This window comes from Azospirillum lipoferum, assembly GCF_024170005.1.
Lineage (GTDB): Bacteria > Pseudomonadota > Alphaproteobacteria > Azospirillales > Azospirillaceae > Azospirillum > Azospirillum lipoferum.
In genome coordinates this window covers 518,202-534,286 of the sequence record NZ_JALJXJ010000001.1, presented here as the reverse complement: position 1 = coordinate 534,286, position 16,085 = coordinate 518,202, and the positions used below count along the sequence as shown (strand labels likewise).

Here is a 16,085-nt window from a genome sequence, read left to right as displayed (position 1 = left end):
ATCGATGGCGTCAGTGGGCAGCGATCACGCCACCATGCCCACCCCACCAGTAAACCGACACGAACAGGAACAGCCAGACCACGTCGACGAAATGCCAGTACCAGGCCGCCGCCTCGAAACCGAAATGGCTTTGCGGGGTGAAATGGCCCTTCACCGTCCGCACCCAGCAGACGGCGAGGAAGATGGTGCCGACCAGCACATGGAAGCCGTGGAAGCCGGTTGCCATGTAGAAGGTCGACGGGAAGATGCCGTCGGTGAACTTGAAGGCGGCGTGGACGTACTCATAGCCCTGGAAGAAGGTGAACAGCGCGCCCAGCAGCACGGTCAGGCCCAGCGCCTTGGCTGCCGTGCGGTTCTGCCCCTCCAGGATGGCATGGTGCGCCCAGGTCACGGTGACACCCGACAGCAGCAGAGTCAGCGTCATCATCAGCGGCATGTCGAACGGATCGATGACATGCACGTTGGGTGGCGGCCAGACGGCGTCAGGGTTGATCGGCGACACCTTCGGTTCCAGCGCCGCATGGAAGAAGGCCCAGAAGAAGGCGGCGAAGAACATCACCTCCGACGCGATGAACAGCGCCATGCCATAGCGCAAACCGATCTTCACCACCGGGGTGTGGGCATGCTCCACCACCGATTCCCGGATGACCGACCGCCACCAGCCGAACATCGTCACCAGGATGGCCAGCACGCCCAGGATCATCAGCAGCTTGCCGCCGCCATGCATGAAGATGACCAGCCCCGTCGCCAGCAGCCCGCCGGAAAAGGCGCCGATCAGCGGCCAGGGACTGGGCTTCAGCAGATGGTAGGGATGCGGGATGCCGGCGCCCGGTTCATGGGCTGATGGTTCGGCGTGCGGCATTTGCCCGTGGGTGATGTCGGCCATCGTCTCACTACCCCATATGGTTCAGTTTGTGGCGGTCGCCCCCGGCTCCGCCTTTTGTTTGCTTGCCCCCGGTGCCCCGGACACGGGTGCGGCGACCGTATGCTGTGCCAGCCTGGCCTCGCTGTCCTTGGCGCGGAAGAAGGTGTAGGACAGCGTGATGGTGCTCACGTCGTCCATGTTCGGATCGTCGGCCATCGACGGGTCGACGAAGAAGGTCACCGGCATGTCGACGGTCTGGCCGGGCTCCAGGATCTGCTCGGTGAAGCAGAAGCACTGCAGCTTGTTGAAATAGGCGCCCACTTTTTCCGGCGTGACGTTGTAGACCGCCGTCCCGACGGTGGCGGTCTTCCCCCGGTTCTCCGCCCGGTAGGCGGCGAAGCCGGTCTCGCCCAGCTTCAGCTCCAGATCCTTCTGCTCCGGCTTGAAGGACCAGGGAAGGGCGGCGTTGGTGTCGGCGTTGAAGCGGACGGTCACCTTGCGGTCGACGACACGCGCCGCGGCCTGCTCCGCCCGCTGGGTCGTGCCGCCGAACCCCGTCACCGCGCAGAACAGGTTGTAGAGCGGGACCGACGCGTAGGTCAGCCCGATCATCCCCGCCACCAGCCCGAACAGGGAGCCGAGGACGAGGCGGTTGCGGCGGCGCAGCCTGTCGTCTCGCCCGGCCATCAGTGCGCCCCGCCCATCCGCACGACGGTGATCGCATAGAACAGGACAACCAGCGCCAGCAGTGCCGCCAGCACAGCCAGATTGCGGCCGCGCAGCTTCCTGGCCCGCAGGTCGGCCTCCTGCCGACGCTGCTCTTCGACGGAGTTGCGGGTATCGGATAGGTCTTCGCGTTCCATCACCGTCATGCCCACCCTCCAAGGATCAACCGCTCGCCCATCATCACGGCGAACTGCAGGAACAGGTACAGGATCGAGAAGCCGAACATCTTCTTGGCCGGCTTGTCGTCGGAGGCCCGCAGGACACGAACGGCGCAACCGACGAACATCAGCCCTAGGATGGCCGACGCCGCCAGATAGACCGGCCCGGCGATGCCGACGAAATACGGTGCCGCAGCCACCGGCAGCAGGATCAGCGTGTAGAGCAGCATCTGCCGCTTGGTCGCCGCCTCCCCCGCCACCACCGGCATCATCGGCACGCCGGCGCGGGTGTAGTCGCCGTTGCGGAACAGCGCCAGAGCCCAGAAATGCGGCGGCGTCCACAGGAAGATCAGCAGGAACAGCAGGACGGACGGCAGGTCGACCGTGCCGGTCACCGCGGCCCAGCCGATCATCGGCGGGAAGGCGCCGGCGGCCCCACCGATCACGATGTTCTGCGGAGTCCGGCGCTTCAGCCACATGGTGTATACGAAGACATAGAAGCCGATGGTGAGCGCCAGCAGAGCCGCCGCCGTCCAGTTCACCGCCAGCCCCATCACCACAACGGACAGAACCGACAGGGTGACGCCGAAGCCGAGAGCCTCCGCCGGCTCCACCCGGCCCGACGGGATCGGACGCTTCACCGTGCGGGTCATCACCGCGTCGATGTCGCGGTCGTACCACATGTTGATGGCACCCGATGCGCCGGCACCGACGGCGATGCACAGCACGGCGACCACAGCCAGGAAGGGGTGGATGTGGCCGGGCGCCAGCACGATGCCGGCCAGCCCAGTGAAGACCACAAGCGACATGACCCGCGGCTTGAGCAACTCGATGAAGTCACCGGCCGACGCCCCTCCGGTGTGGTTGAGCGTCAGTTCGTTCGTCACGTCCGTCATGTCAGGTCCTTGTCTTCTAACCCCGGGTCGTCACCCCGGCACCCTCCACGCCGGCGCCCATTTTCGGGCTGCTCGGCTTGGTCCTCTGTATCGGGCGGGCGCCTCCTTCTCGGCGACGCCCGCCCGTTAGCACGCTTACTTCACCTGGGGCAACGTCTCGAACGCATGGAACGGAGGCGGCGAGCTGACCGTCCACTCCAGCGTGCCGGCCTGCGGACCCCAATAGGCGCCCGGCACACGTTCGCCGCTGCGCAGGGTCTTCCAGGCGATCCAGACGAACAGCAGCGTGGAGGCGAAGGAGATATAGGCGCCCAGCGACGAGATCATGTTCCAGCCCCAGAAGGCATCCGGATAGTCCGGGATGCGGCGCGGCATGCCCGACAGGCCCAGGAAGTGCTGCGGGAAGAATACCAGATTGACGCCGATGAAGGTCGTGTAGAAATGGACCTTGCCCCAGAACTCCGGATACTGCCGCCCCGACATCTTGCCGATCCAGTAATACCAGCCGGCGAAGATCGAGAACACCGCCCCCAGCGACAGCACATAGTGGAAGTGCGCCACGACGTAGTAGGTGTCGTGCATATAGTTGTCGAGGCCGCCGTTCGCCAGCACCACGCCGGTGACGCCGCCGACGGTGAACAGGAAGATGAAGCCGATCGCCCACAGCATCGGCACCTTGAAGTCGATCGAGCCGCCCCACATTGTGGCGATCCAGGAGAAGATCTTCACGCCGGTCGGCACCGCGATGATCATGGTGGCGGCGGTGAAGTAAGCCTTGGTGTTGACGTCCAGACCGACCGTGTACATGTGGTGCGCCCACACGACGAAGCCGACCACGCCGATGGCGACCATGGCGTAGGCCATGCCGAGATAGCCGAACACCGGCTTCTTGGAGAAGGTCGAGATGATGTGGCTGATGATGCCGAAGGCCGGCAGGATCATGATGTAGACTTCGGGGTGGCCGAAGAACCAGAACAGATGCTGGAACAGGATCGGGTCGCCGCCGCCTTCGGGATTGAAGAAGGTGGTGCCGAAATTGCGGTCGGTCAGCAGCATGGTGATGGCGCCGCCCAGCACCGGCACAGCCAGCAGCAGCAGGAAGGCGGTCACCAGCATCGCCCAGACGAACAGCGGCATCTTGTGCAGCGTCATGCCCGGGGCGCGCATGTTGAAGATGGTGGTGATGAAGTTCACCGCACCGAGGATCGAACTGGCACCGGCCAGATGCAGGGCGAAGATCGCCATGTCGACCGACGGCCCGCTATGCCCCAATGGCGAGGACAGCGGCGGGTAGATCGTCCAGCCGGTGCCGGCGCCGGTGCCGACGAAGGCCGAGCCCAGCAGCAACAGGAAGGCCGGCACGATCAGCCAGAAGCTGATGTTGTTCATGCGCGGGAAGGCCATGTCGGGCGCCCCGATCATGAGCGGCACGAACCAGTTGCCGAAACCGCCGATCAGCGCCGGCATCACCACGAAGAACACCATGATCAGGCCGTGCGCCGTGATCAGCACGTTCCACATCTGGCCGTCGGAAACGAACTGCAGCCCCGGCGACTGAAGCTCCGCCCGCATGATGACGGAGAACAGACCACCGATCAGCCCGGCGATGACCGAGAAGATCAGATAGAGCGTGCCGATGTCCTTGTGGTTGGTCGAATAGAACCAGCGCTGGACGAAGCCGGGGACGTGATGATCGTCATGCCCGTGCGCATGGTCTCCCCCATGCTCCCCATGTCCCGGTGTGGCGTTTGCCATGTCTCTACCCTTTGTCGCTGTCCCTGGGCGCCGTCCATGCCGTCTTTTCGAAGCACCGGCGGCAACTGGGTTAGGTTCTTCTTATCGCGTCTTCCCGCTGGCGGGCTGTGCGAAGTCCGCTTATTCGACCAGCGTACCGGTCGGGCGTTGAGCCACGTCGCGGTCGCCGTCCTTCGGCGCGAACGCGGTCTTGGCCTTGGCGACCCAGGCGTCAAACGCCTCCTTCGACACGGCTTCGACCGCGATCGGCATGAAGCCGTGATTGGTGCCGCAGATTTCGGAGCACTGGCCGTAATAGACGCCTTCACGCTCGGCCTTGAACCAGGTCTCGTTGATGCGGCCGGGAACGCCGTCCTTCTTCAGGCCAAAGGCGGGAACCGCCCAGGAATGGATCACATCGCCGGCGGTCACCAGCACGCGCACGGTGGTGTTGACCGGCACGACCACGCGGTTGTCGACCTCCAGCAGGCGCTTCTGGCCGGGCTTCAGGTCGGCGTCGGCGATCATGTAGCTGGAGAAGGTGATGTTGCCGTGGTCGGGATATTCGTAATCCCAGTACCACTGGTGGCCGGTGACCTTGATGGTCATGTCGGCCTGCGGAATGCGCTCCGCCGCGTAGAGCAGCTTGAACGATGGAACGGCGATCACGATCAGGATGATGACCGGGACCACGGTCCAGGCGACCTCGAGCAGCGTATGGTGCGAAGTCTTCGACGGGACCGGGTTCCTCTTCGCGTTGAAGCGGACGACGCAGTAGGCCAGCAGGCCCGCCACCAGGATCACGATCAGCGTGATGATGACGGTCAGCAGGTCGTTGAACGAGGTCATCAGGTGTTTGACCGGCGAGGCGGAGGGCTGCATGCCCATCTCCCACGGCCGCGGCTCGTTCGCCAGGACGGCCGTGCTCCAGCCGCCCACCATCGACAGGACCGCCGCCAGGCCGGCGGCGTACAGGCTTTGCCTTCTCATCCCCAACCCCTTCTTAGCCGCGACGCTCGTCATGGCCCGCGGTCGTCTCTTCCCGCCGACGCTCCCTCCGCCCTGTTGGTCCGGACCGGTTTCTGTTCGCGCGGTCCATGGTTGGGCTTATCAGCGAACGTCAGTTTATGCAGGGATCACGCCATCTTAGCGTGACATATACCCGCAGCCGGAGCTTATCCCCGCGCCACGCTGGGTTACAAGCCTTTCCTCTCTCCCACTGTTCGCATAGACTTTTCCTCACATTCCGATGAGCCGTAGGAACAGAGGTTGAGCGGACACAGGGGTCATGCCATGCGACATTCCGCCGCAGTCCGTTGGACTAGCTGAGTTTTGCGGCGATGAAGTTGGGAAAGGATATGAGGAGGCTCGCCGAGTTAGATGCAGGATTGTTGCGGTGCGTGGGCGCGACTCAGGTGATCAGAATGGGTGAGGCCTGGGCCTCGGGCCAGATGGGCGAAGGTTATAGGCGCTTGCACCCGTCCAACCTCCTCCGCTGGGCGGGGGAGGTTGGACGGGGTGACCAGCTTTCCTCTTCGAAGACGGAGCGAAACCGCCACCCTACCCCTCAATGCCGCCCGACCAATACCTTGCGAATCCGCCGCACGCCCGACCAGACGAAAGCGATGACGATGGGGATCATCACCCCCACCAGCATGTCGGGATCGACCTTGAACCCGAAACCTTTCAGCCCTTTGGCTGCATAGCCGACGATCCCGACCAGATAGTAGCTGATCGCCACCACCGACAGCCCCTCGACCGTTTCCTGCAAGCGCAGCTGCAGTTGCGCGCGGCGGTCCATCGACTGGAGCAGTTCGGCGTTCTGTCCCTCCACCGCGATCTCGACGCGGGTGCGCAGCAGCGTGCTGGCCCGCGCGACGCGCTGTGACAGCGAATCGAGCCGCTCCTCCACCGCCTCGCAGGTGCGGATCGCCGGTGTCAGGCGGCGGTCCATGAATTCCTGGACGGTCTGCAACCCCTCGATCCGGATTTCACGCAGTTCCTCAATTCGCCGCTCCACCAGCTCGTGATAGGCGCGGGCGGCGCCGAATCGGTAGGCGGTCTCGGCGGCGATCTGCTCGGTCTGCGCCGCCAGCAGCGTCAGGCGGTCCAGCAGGTCGCGCTCGTCCTGTAGGCCGCGCAGGCTGGCGATTCGCGTTGTCACCTCGGACAGCCCGGCCTCGATCGGGCCGATGCGCGGCAGCACGCCGCGGGCCATCGGCAAGGCCAGCAGGGCCAGCACACGGTAGGTCTCGATCTCCAGCAGGCGCTGGACGACGCGGCCGGTCTGGCGAGGCGTCATTGAATGGTCTGCGACCAGCATGCGGGAGAAGCCGTCGCCATGGATGCGGAAATCGGTCCAGGCGGTGGCCGACCGACCGGCGATTCGCGACCCGACATAGCTTTCCGACCCGAACATCGCCGCCATCATGTTCGGCGACGGTTCCGGCGTGTCGGGGGACAGCACGGCGACATGGATGCCGACCAGCAACTCACCCGGCAGCCCGGCCAGCCAGTCGCGCGGCAGGGCATGCAGCGCCGGCTCCACGAAGGGGTCGACCACGGCGTTGGCCGGCATGGCGCTGGGACGGAAGACGGTCCAGGTCGAGAATTCGGTATGCCGTTCCCACTTGAGGTGGAAGCTGCCGAAGGATGCGCTGTGGTGGGTGGCGCCCTGCGGCGGGCGGACCACGCCGGCCCAGTCGCACAGCGCCTCCAGATGCCGGCGGTCGGCCTCCGCCGCCCCTTCGCCCGATAGCATCGCCAGCATGGTGGCGCGCACCGGCGAGGTCAGCGCTTCGGGTGGTCGGGCATGGACTTCGTTGGTCAGCGTTTGGCGCAGCGGATGGTCGCGCAACGGGCGTGGACCGGCCATGGCGGCACCGGCTCCAGGCGCGCCGGCGCGGTTCAGTGTATCCGTGATCGTCCGCGCCGCTCCGTCCGTCATGATCCCCTCCGCCATCTCAGCACCGCCCCCCGGCCCGTCCGCCGTCAGGTTACACAATCCGGCATCGGCGAACTTGCCGGATCGCGCCAGCGTCGCCACACTATAGTCTGTCCGTTAGAACACATCGTACGGCTGGGCGCGAGATCGCCCGCTATGACACTGTGTCCTACCGTGGAATCAGGCGATGGAATCCGGCCGGCAATCGCCTCAAACCGGGTTCCGCCCCATCACAGGTTCGGAGTTTTCATGAGCGCGCTTGCCGTCACCGACGATCTCTTCTTCAACCGCGCCGGCATGGACCGCGCCCGCGTGGAAGGCGTCGTGCAGGACGCCCTGCACAGTGCCGACGATGGGGAGCTTTACCTCGAATACGCCCAGAGCGAGTCGCTGGGCTGGGACGATGGGAAGCTGAAGTCCGCCAGCTTCGACACCACCCAGGGCTTCGGCCTGCGCGCCATTGCCGGCGAGGCGACCGGCTACGCCCATGCCAGCAACCTGTCGGAGGAGGCCATCCGCCGTGCGGCGGCCACCGTGCGCGCCGTGCAGGCCGGCCACACCGGCACTTTGGCGGAGCCGCCGGCCGGCACCAACCGCGCGCTCTATATCCCCGACAACCCGCTGCACCTCGTTCCCTTCGAAGAGAAGGTGAAGCTGCTGGCCGATATCGACGCCTACGCCCGAGCCAAGGACGAGCGGGTGCGGCAGGTCAGCTGCTCGATCAGCGGCGAATGGCAGGCGGTGCAGATCATCCGCGCCGATGGCGTCCGCGTCGCCGACCTGCGCCCGCTGGTGCGCCTGAACGTCTCCGTCGTGGTGGCCGAGGGCGACCGGATGGAGACCGGCGGCTATGGCGGCGGCGGCCGCGTCACCTATGAACACTACATCCAGCCGGAAACCTGGCGCGGCTTCGTCGACGAGGCGCTGCGGCAGGCACTGGTCAATCTGTCCTCCGTCCCCGCCCCGGCCGGCGAGATGACGGTGGTTCTGGGCAGCGGCTGGCCCGGCATCCTGCTGCACGAGGCCATCGGTCACGGGCTGGAGGGGGACTTCAACCGCAAGAAGACTTCGGCCTTCTCCGGCCTGATGGGCCAGCGCATCGCCGCCCCCGGCGTCACCATCGTCGACGACGGCACCATCGAGAACTCGCGCGGCTCGATCAGCGTCGATGACGAAGGCACGCCCGGCCAGTGCACGACCCTGATCGAGGACGGCATCCTGGTCGGCTTCATGCAGGACCGCATGAACGCCCGCCTGATGGGCATGCGCCCCACCGGCAACGGCCGGCGCCAGAGCTTCGCCTACAACCCGATGCCGCGCATGACCAACACGGTGATGCGCAACGGCAACCACACGCCGGACGAGATCATCGCCTCGGTCAAGAAGGGCATCTATGCCAAGAACTTCGGCGGCGGTCAGGTGGACATCACCAACGGCAAGTTCGTCTTCTCCGCCAGCGAGGCCTATCTGATCGAAGACGGCAAGCTGGGCCCTGCGGTGAAGGGCGCCACCCTGATCGGCAACGGTCCGGACAGCCTGACCAGGGTGTCGATGATCGGCAACGACAGCCGACTCGACCCTGGCGTCGGCACCTGCGGCAAGGACGGCCAGGGCGTGCCGGTCGGCGTCGGCCAGCCGACGCTGAAGCTGGAAGGCCTGACGGTCGGCGGCACGGCCGCCTGACGCCATGGGTTGACGTGATCACGGTACGTTGAATATGGGGCCGGACCGGGTAGGCGGTCCGGCCCCTCGCGCTATTTGGTGCTTGGACAGGTCGATTGCATTGGTATCGTTGCGCCGGAGTTTTTCAATTTTCCGGATGGATGATCGCCAATGAATTCGTTTTCCCGCATTTTGAAGGCCGCAACCCTCGCACTCGGCCTGACGCTGGCCTCGGCTCTTCCCGGGCTGGCGCAGACGGCCCCGACGGCCGAGCAGGTGACCGTCGCCAAGGCTCCGGGCTCCAGCGCCGATCAACTGAACGCCCGCGTGGTGGTGGCGAGCTATTTCTATGCCTCGACCGACCTTACCTCCGCCCGCTACGCCGATGATTCCAAGGGGATCGATTTCTCCAAGCCGCTGGAGGTGATCGAGGTGCCGACCGGGACCACTTGGTTCCAGTTCGTCCGCACCGGCTATGACAGCATCCGCTTCGGCAACTTCTTCTCGCCCGTGGCGACGGCGACGCCCGACTGCCTCGGCATCTCCGGCGCTGGCCGGGCCGAATACAAGGCGGTTCTGCCCGGCGGCCAAGGCCTGAAGTCGATCGCCGCCCCGATCGTCGACAGCTGGACCACCCCCGGCACCAGCGTGCAGACCAAGGGCGGCTGTACCCAGGTCGTCGTGCCCAACAGCGTTAAGGCGGGTGTCTCCAACGGTGGGCTGGTACAGTAACTCCCCGCCCCCATCGCACCGGAGTCCCGCCATGCCAGATATCGCCACCACTGATGACCTGCGCCGCCGCATCGCGCTGGCTCAGTCCGGGATTGCCGCGCTGGCACGGCGGGAGCCGGAGAACATTTGGCTGACCAGCATCCAGCGCCAGCTTGAGTATGTCGACGGCGCGGCGCGGGATGGAGCCACACGGTTGGACCGCGCCGACGACCTGAATTTCGGCCTGCTCGCTTCCCACTATGTCGACGACATCGACCCGGCGCTGGCGGCGGAGTTGCACGCCATCAGCGCCGCCACCCGCCGGCTGTTCGGCGGGTCGGCGGTGTAACCAAAGAGCAAGCTCATGCCGGGCTGATCTCGCGCATGAGAGTCACGAGAAGGTGAGCATAACCCCTTGCATCGTCGATAGCTCGGTGCGTGTGTTCATGGTCACCCAGCCAGTCGGCGGGATATTGATCGACATCGCACGTCCATGATGGCCAACCCAGCCTTCCGGCAGCAAAGGACGCCAAGCACAATGGTGCGCTCTTGAACAAGCGGTTGGGTCGCCATGACCCTTCAAAGAGACACTCGGAAGCGAACGTCCGCATGTAAAAATCGATCCACGGTCCATCAAGCGCAAGCGGATGCGCAGCGAATATCGCATCACCGGGCATTTGCCTTACCCAATCAACAAAACGCCCCATTACTGCTGTTGGCGCTTCGGGATTTCTGGTCGCGGCGGCATATGCTTCAGGCTGCGTCTGCCAGAAGGCCATGACGTTCGGATCAACCGTCGCATTATCAAGTGTGTCCAAGACGGCCTCGAATTCGCCACAACGATGGCCGTCTGGCCTTACGGCGACAGATCCGAAGGACAGCATCGAGTGGCGACCTGGAACAAGGCCGTTTAACTCAACGTCCGTCACAATATAGATTGGGGATTCTATCACTTCACACCACCTGGGCTCCTTACTAACAGGATCGTTTATCGCACGGCGAAAGCTCGGCGAGCAATTGGTGGGAAAGCTGAAGCTATTCAATCTCATGATGCCCCACCTCAACGGTACCGATGCCCAAGGTCGGCATCGTCCAGATCCCTTCCGTCATGATTGGCTATACGGTTTAGCGACAGAACCCAGTGGGTGGCCAGAGGGCGGCTGAGGGATGATTTTCCACTGGCGTTCCTGGCCCCCGGCTTCGATGATCGCCCAATGAAACGGCACGGCACGCTGTGCCCGTCGAAAAAAGCCAATACGGGAGATGTGCGATGGCGACGGAATCGACTGCGGGCTTGGCCCTGGTTTCCACCTTCTGCCCGGACCGGGTCGGGCTGGTTTCCGGCATCACCAGCCACCTGTTCGAACAGGGCATCAACCTGCGCGACGCCACCTTCGCCTCGCTGGGCACCGGGGCCGAGTTTTCCGCCGTTTGCGAACTGCCCGCCGGCCTGACGGTGGCGGAGGTACAGGCCAGCTTGTCGTCGCTGCCCGTCCTCGCCGGCGCCGAGGTGAAGGTCACCCCCTTCGCCTTCGATCCCCAGCCGGGGCCGCAGGCCATGGTCACCCACCGCGTCGAAGTGTCGGGCGGCGACCAGCCCGGCCTCGTCGCACGGCTGTCCGAGATCTTCACCCAGTTCGACGCCAACATCGTGCGGCTGGACGCGCAGACCCTGCCCGACCGGGTCGGCGAGCGCTATGTCCTGCGTTTCTCGGTGTCGATTCCGGCGGAGCGGGCGGATGTTTGCCTGTCAGCGGTGGCGAACACCGCGGAAACCCTGGGCCTGACCTGCCGGACCGAGGCGCTCTGAGAGGGGTGACCTCCCCTCACCCATGCAGAACCTTCAGTCCCACGATCCCGCCGACGATCGCCGCGATACACAGCAGACGCAGCGCGCCGGCGGGTTCGCCGAACAGCATCATGCCCAGCAGGGCCGTGCCGACCGTGCCGATCCCCGTCCACACCGCGTAAGCCGTGCCCAACGGCAGGCTCTTCAGCGCCGCCCCCAGCAGCAGGATGCTCGCAAGCATCGCCGTGGCGGTCAGCACGCTCGGGATGAGGCGGGTGAAGCCTTCGGTGTATTTCAGGCCGATAGCCCAGCCAATTTCGAAAAGACCGGCGATGAACAGCGTGACCCACGCCATGACGGTGCCTCCGTCCTGGAATGGCGGGGTCGTCCCCACCCGGTACCCTCTTTCAATTGGCGGGGCCGTCCCCGCGGGCCATTGGGCAGATAGGACATCCCCTGCGCAGGGTCAAGCCGGGGGCAAGGCAGGCAGCCAAGGTTGCATCGCCGCGCCGGCCCGTGCAGGATGGGGTTCCTGAATGGTTCCCCCTTCGCCGCTGGTGGCGCTGGGGGCTTTTGACGTTGGACAGCAATGACCGAAAACGGCATCCAGTCGGCTCCCGAGAAGGCCGAATCGCTCGAAAACCGGCGCAAGCGGCTGCGCTTCCGCTCCTGGCACCGCGGCACACGGGAAATGGACCTGCTGATGGGCAGCTTCGCCGACGCCCATGTCGGCGGGTTCGACCACGCCATGCTCGACCGCTTCGAGGCGTTGCTGGAACTTGGCGATCCTGACCTCTATGACTGGATGTCCGGGCGCGAGCCTGTCCCGGCGGAGCATGACACTGACGTGATGCGCCTGTTGACGGCGTTCCGATACACACCACGTCAGGGCTCCTGACGGAGCCGGTCAAGGCCCCCGACGTTCCCAGCCTGTCCCCCGCATCTCCGAGGCATCCTCCTTTGGTCAGTTACGATCTCCAGCCCGGCCGCGCCGGCCGTCTCCTGATCGGCGGCGCGCCCGAGGGTCATGATGCCCGCATCCTGGCGGAGCTTGCGCAGAAGGCCGGCGGCTACGGCCTGTTGCATGTGGCGCTGGACGACACGCGTTGCGCCCTGCTGGCGGAAGCGCTGGCCTTCTTCGCGCCGAAGCTGGAGGTGATGACCTTCCCGGCCTGGGACTGCCTGCCCTATGACCGGGTGTCGCCGAACGGCGGCATCGTCGCCCGGCGCATCGACACGCTGACCCGCCTGATCGCCCGGCGCGACGCGGCGGCGAACCGCGACGGTCTGGCCCCGCTGATCGTGCTGACCACGGTCAACGCCGTGGTGCAGAAGGTGCCGCCGCGCAGCGCCTTCAAGGATGCGGTCTTCACCGCCAAGCTGCGCGACCGGATCGACCTGGAGAAGCTGCAACGCTACCTCGCCGGCAACGGCTATACCCGCGCCCAGACGGTGCGGGAGCCGGGCGAGTTCGCGGTGCGCGGCGGCATCGTCGACCTGTTCCCGCCGGGGACGGAGGAACCGCTACGCCTCGACCTGTTCGGCGACGAGCTGGAGGGGGTGCGCGCCTTCGATCCGATGACCCAGCGCACCACCGACAAGCGCGACAAGGTCGAGCTGAAGCCGATGTCGGAGGTCTTCCTCGACGATGCCGGGATCGCCCGCTTCCGCTCCGGCTACCGCGAGCTGTTCGGTGCGGTCACCGACGACGATCCGCTCTACGAGGCGATCTCCGCCGGCCGCTCCTATGGCGGGATGGAGCATTGGCTGCCGCTGTTCCACGAGAGCATGGACACGGTGCTGGACTATCTGCCACGCGGCATCGTCAGCCTGGACCATCAGGCCAACGAGGCGCGCGACGCCCGCATCGCCCAGATCGTCGATTTCCATACCTCGCGCGATTCGATGATGGCCATCGAGAAGCGGGCGGGATCGCCGGTCTACAAGCCGGTGCCAGTCTCCTCGATGTTCCTCGACTCCACCGGTTGGGATGCCCTGATGGCGGAGCGTGCGGTGGCGCAACTCCAGATCTTTTCGACACCCCCCGGCATCAAGGGGACGGTCGACGCCGGCGGCAGGCGCGGCCACGACTTCGCCGAGGAGCGCAACCGCCCCGACGTGAACGTCTTCGACTCGGTGAAGGACCATATCCGCGCGCTGCGCGCCGACGGGCGCCGGGTGCTGATCGCCGGCTATTCCGCCGGATCGCGCGACCGCCTGTCCAATGTGCTGGCCGACCATGGCATCCCCGGCCTGGAGCCGGCGGAGAGCATGGAGGATGTCCGCCGCTTCGACCGCGGCATCATCGGCACCATCGTGCTGGGGATGGAGCACGGCTTCATTTCCGCCGATCTCGCCGTCATCACCGAACAGGACATCCTCGGCGACCGTCTGGTCCGCCCGGCCAAGAAGAAACGCAAGGCTGCCAACTTCATCGCCGAGCATTCGGCCCTGCATGAGGGCGACATCGTCGTCCACATGGATCACGGCATTGGCCGCTATGACGGGCTGGAGACGCTGGAGGTCACCGGCGCGCCGCACGACTGCCTGCGCCTGATCTATGAGGGCGGCGACAAGCTGTATGTCCCGGTCGAGAACATCGAGGTGCTCTCCCGCTACGGCTCGGAGGACGCCAATGTCCAGCTCGACAAGCTGGGCGGCGCCGGCTGGCAGGGCCGCAAGGCGCGGGTCAAGAAGCGCCTGAAGGATATGGCCGAGGCTCTGCTGAAGATCGCAGCGGAGCGCATGCTGAAGAAGGCCGACCCGGTGCTGACACCGGAGGGGGTCTATCAGGAATTCGCCGCCCGCTTCCCCTACCCCGAGACCGACGACCAGCTGAAGGCCATCGAGGACATCTTTACCGACCTCGGCAGCGGCCGACCGATGGACCGGCTGGTCTGCGGCGATGTCGGCTTCGGCAAGACCGAGGTGGCGCTCCGTGCCGCCTTCATGGTGGCGATGAGCGGCAAGCAGGTCGCCGTCGTCGTGCCGACCACCCTGCTCGCCCGCCAGCATTTCCGCACCTTCTCCACCCGTTTCAATGGCTTGCCGGTGCGCGTCGTGCAGCTGTCGCGCATGGTCACCGCCCGCGAACAGACGCTGGTCAAGAAGGAGTTGGCGGAGGGCACGGCCGACATCGTCGTCGGCACCCATGCCCTGCTCGCCAAGGGCCTCGACTTCAAGCGGCTCGGCATGGTCATCGTCGACGAGGAGCAGCATTTCGGCGTGAAGCAGAAGGAGCGGCTGAAGGAACTGCGCGCCGACATCCATGTGCTGACGCTGACCGCCACGCCGATCCCGCGCACCCTGCAGATGGCGCTGTCCGGCGTTCGCGAGCTGTCGCTGATCGCCACCCCGCCGGTCGACCGTCTGGCCGTGCGCACCTTCGTCCTGCCCTACGACCCGGTGGTAATCCGCGAGGCGATCCTGCGCGAGCATTATCGCGGCGGCCAGACCTTCTATGTCTGTCCGCGCATCGAGGATCTGACGAAGGTGGCGGAGCGGGTGCGCGACTTGGTGCCGGAGGTCAAGATCGTCACCGCCCACGGCCAGATGCCGGCCAGCGAACTGGAAGATGTGATGACCGCCTTCGACGAGGGCAAGTTCGAGGTGCTGCTCGCCACCAACATCATCGAAAGCGGCCTCGACATCCCCAACGCCAACACGCTGATCGTCCACCGTGCCGACCTGTTCGGTCTGGCGCAGCTCTACCAGATCCGCGGCCGCGTCGGCCGGTCGAAGAAGCGCGGCTACGCCTATCTGACCTACGCGCCCAACAAGCCGCTGAACGCCACGGCCCAGCAGCGCCTGCACGTCATCGAAACGCTGGACAGCCTGGGCGCCGGCTTCCAGCTCGCCAGCCACGACATGGACATCCGCGGTGCCGGCAACCTGCTGGGCGAGGAACAATCGGGTCAGGTGCGCGAGGTCGGTGTCGAGCTTTACCAGCAGATGCTGGAGGAGGCCGTCGCCAACGCCCGCGCCGCGATGCAGGAGGGTGCGGTCGCCGCGGCGGCGGCGCAGGAGTGGGTGCCGCAGATCAACCTGGGCACGCCGGTTCTGATCCCGGAAAGCTACGTCCCCGACCTGACGGTGCGGCTGTCGCTCTACCGCCGCATCGCCGATCTGGTCGACCGGGCCGAGGTCGACGGCTTCGCCGCCGAGCTGATCGACCGCTTCGGCAAGCTGCCGGAGGAGGTGGAGAACCTGCTGGACGTCGTCACCATCAAGCGCTGGTGCAAACAGGCCAACATCGACCGGGTCGATGCAGGGCCGAAGGGGCTGGTGCTGGCATTCCACGACAATTTCTATGCGGAGCCGGCCAAGCTGCTCACCTACATCGCCCAGCATCTGACGCTGATGAAGCTTCGGCCCGACCATAAGCTGGTCTACAGCCGCGAATGGCCCGATCCGCAGGCCCGCGTCCGCAGCGTCCAGAAACTGGTGAAGGATCTGGCAGAGATGGCGTCCGGCGGTGGCGTGCCGCGCGGCGAAACCCCGCCGCCCCCTCCTCCGCCGCCGCCGAAGCCGACCGGTGCCAAGATCGCGTCGCGTTTCGGCACGCCGTCGCGCTTCGGCCGTCCAACCGGACGGCGTTGAG

General features: G+C 65.7%; 15 protein-coding genes. 6 read left to right on the top strand and 9 right to left on the bottom strand.

What is annotated here, in order from left to right; translation table 11 throughout:
- Positions 1-10 precede the first annotated feature (10 nt).
- The 7 genes from J2848_RS02585 to J2848_RS02555 form a co-directional block, all read right to left on the bottom strand.
- The gene (locus tag J2848_RS02585) at positions 11-886 is read right to left on the bottom strand and encodes a cytochrome c oxidase subunit 3 (RefSeq protein WP_211103362.1); all 876 of its coding nucleotides are present in this window, start codon (positions 884-886) and stop codon (positions 11-13) included.
- 21 nt (positions 887-907) lie between these two features.
- Positions 908-1,552, bottom strand: a complete 645-nt coding sequence (locus tag J2848_RS02580; RefSeq protein WP_149235473.1) for a cytochrome c oxidase assembly protein — start codon at positions 1,550-1,552, stop codon at positions 908-910.
- A complete protein-coding gene (locus J2848_RS02575; RefSeq protein ID WP_149235474.1) occupies positions 1,552-1,737 on the bottom strand; it encodes a cytochrome c oxidase system small membrane protein in 186 nt (61 codons plus the stop codon). Before J2848_RS02575 ends, J2848_RS02580 begins: the two co-directional genes overlap by 1 nt.
- Positions 1,734-2,645: a heme o synthase gene (cyoE, locus tag J2848_RS02570; RefSeq protein ID WP_149235475.1), complete on the bottom strand. Its 912-nt coding sequence runs from the start codon at positions 2,643-2,645 to the stop codon at positions 1,734-1,736. Before cyoE ends, J2848_RS02575 begins: the two co-directional genes overlap by 4 nt.
- A gap of 135 nt (positions 2,646-2,780) precedes the next feature.
- On the bottom strand, positions 2,781-4,400 hold the full coding sequence (ctaD, locus tag J2848_RS02565) for a cytochrome c oxidase subunit I (RefSeq protein WP_149235476.1): 1,620 nt from the start codon (positions 4,398-4,400) through the stop codon (positions 2,781-2,783).
- A gap of 120 nt (positions 4,401-4,520) precedes the next feature.
- Positions 4,521-5,369 carry a cytochrome c oxidase subunit II gene (coxB, locus tag J2848_RS02560; RefSeq protein WP_149235477.1) on the bottom strand — a complete coding sequence of 283 codons (849 nt, stop codon included), beginning with the start codon at positions 5,367-5,369 and terminating at the stop codon, positions 4,521-4,523.
- A gap of 577 nt (positions 5,370-5,946) precedes the next feature.
- A complete protein-coding gene (locus tag J2848_RS02555; RefSeq protein WP_246194505.1) occupies positions 5,947-7,326 on the bottom strand; it encodes a DUF3422 family protein in 1,380 nt (459 codons plus the stop codon).
- Between the two features lie 246 nt (positions 7,327-7,572).
- Between J2848_RS02555 and tldD the strand changes: the two genes are divergently transcribed.
- The 3 genes from tldD to J2848_RS02540 all read left to right on the top strand — a co-directional run bounded on the left by tldD (position 7,573) and on the right by J2848_RS02540 (position 10,045).
- Positions 7,573-9,006: a metalloprotease TldD gene (gene tldD / locus J2848_RS02550; protein WP_149235478.1), complete on the top strand. Its 1,434-nt coding sequence runs from the start codon at positions 7,573-7,575 to the stop codon at positions 9,004-9,006.
- A gap of 150 nt (positions 9,007-9,156) precedes the next feature.
- Entirely contained in the window at positions 9,157-9,717 is a 561-nt protein-coding gene (locus tag J2848_RS02545) for a polymorphic toxin type 46 domain-containing protein (RefSeq protein ID WP_149235479.1), read from the top strand.
- A gap of 31 nt (positions 9,718-9,748) precedes the next feature.
- The gene (locus J2848_RS02540) at positions 9,749-10,045 is read left to right on the top strand and encodes an immunity protein Tsi6 family protein (RefSeq protein WP_149235480.1); all 297 of its coding nucleotides are present in this window, start codon (positions 9,749-9,751) and stop codon (positions 10,043-10,045) included.
- 13 nt (positions 10,046-10,058) lie between these two features.
- On the opposite strand, the gene J2848_RS02535 is transcribed toward J2848_RS02540, so the two are convergent.
- On the bottom strand, positions 10,059-10,514 hold the full coding sequence (locus J2848_RS02535; protein WP_494546053.1) for a hypothetical protein: 456 nt from the start codon (positions 10,512-10,514) through the stop codon (positions 10,059-10,061).
- Between the two features lie 452 nt (positions 10,515-10,966).
- Here J2848_RS02535 and J2848_RS02530 point away from each other — a divergent pair, with 452 nt between their 5' ends.
- Positions 10,967-11,506, top strand: a complete 540-nt coding sequence (locus tag J2848_RS02530; RefSeq protein WP_149235482.1) for a glycine cleavage system transcriptional repressor — start codon at positions 10,967-10,969, stop codon at positions 11,504-11,506.
- 16 nt (positions 11,507-11,522) lie between these two features.
- Here the strand turns inward: J2848_RS02530 and sugE are convergent, their stop codons facing one another.
- Positions 11,523-11,840, bottom strand: coding sequence for a quaternary ammonium compound efflux SMR transporter SugE (gene sugE / locus J2848_RS02525; protein ID WP_149235483.1), 318 nt, complete (start codon positions 11,838-11,840; stop codon positions 11,523-11,525).
- A 234-nt stretch (positions 11,841-12,074) separates the two neighbouring features.
- On the opposite strand from sugE, the gene J2848_RS02520 reads away from it, so the two are divergent.
- Positions 12,075-12,383: an FAD assembly factor SdhE gene (locus J2848_RS02520; RefSeq protein ID WP_149235484.1), complete on the top strand. Its 309-nt coding sequence runs from the start codon at positions 12,075-12,077 to the stop codon at positions 12,381-12,383.
- 62 nt (positions 12,384-12,445) lie between these two features.
- On the top strand, positions 12,446-16,084 hold the full coding sequence (gene mfd, locus J2848_RS02515) for a transcription-repair coupling factor (protein ID WP_149235485.1): 3,639 nt from the start codon (positions 12,446-12,448) through the stop codon (positions 16,082-16,084).
- Position 16,085: the final 1 nt, after the last annotated feature.

Coding starts and splice junctions, on each gene's coding strand:
- J2848_RS02555 (WP_246194505.1), bottom strand. CDS start 7,326: ATGACGGACGGAGCGGCGCGGACGATCACGGATACACTGAACCGCGCC.
- J2848_RS02540 (WP_149235480.1), top strand. CDS start 9,749: ATGCCAGATATCGCCACCACTGATGACCTGCGCCGCCGCATCGCGCTG.
- tldD (WP_149235478.1), top strand. CDS start 7,573: ATGAGCGCGCTTGCCGTCACCGACGATCTCTTCTTCAACCGCGCCGGC.
- J2848_RS02520 (WP_149235484.1), top strand. CDS start 12,075: ATGACCGAAAACGGCATCCAGTCGGCTCCCGAGAAGGCCGAATCGCTC.
- J2848_RS02585 (WP_211103362.1), bottom strand. CDS start 886: ATGGCCGACATCACCCACGGGCAAATGCCGCACGCCGAACCATCAGCC.
- J2848_RS02575 (WP_149235474.1), bottom strand. CDS start 1,737: ATGACGGTGATGGAACGCGAAGACCTATCCGATACCCGCAACTCCGTC.
- sugE (WP_149235483.1), bottom strand. CDS start 11,840: ATGGCGTGGGTCACGCTGTTCATCGCCGGTCTTTTCGAAATTGGCTGG.
- J2848_RS02530 (WP_149235482.1), top strand. CDS start 10,967: ATGGCGACGGAATCGACTGCGGGCTTGGCCCTGGTTTCCACCTTCTGC.
- J2848_RS02580 (WP_149235473.1), bottom strand. CDS start 1,552: ATGGCCGGGCGAGACGACAGGCTGCGCCGCCGCAACCGCCTCGTCCTC.
- coxB (WP_149235477.1), bottom strand. CDS start 5,369: ATGAGAAGGCAAAGCCTGTACGCCGCCGGCCTGGCGGCGGTCCTGTCG.
- J2848_RS02545 (WP_149235479.1), top strand. CDS start 9,157: ATGAATTCGTTTTCCCGCATTTTGAAGGCCGCAACCCTCGCACTCGGC.
- ctaD (WP_149235476.1), bottom strand. CDS start 4,400: ATGGCAAACGCCACACCGGGACATGGGGAGCATGGGGGAGACCATGCG.
- cyoE (WP_149235475.1), bottom strand. CDS start 2,645: ATGACGGACGTGACGAACGAACTGACGCTCAACCACACCGGAGGGGCG.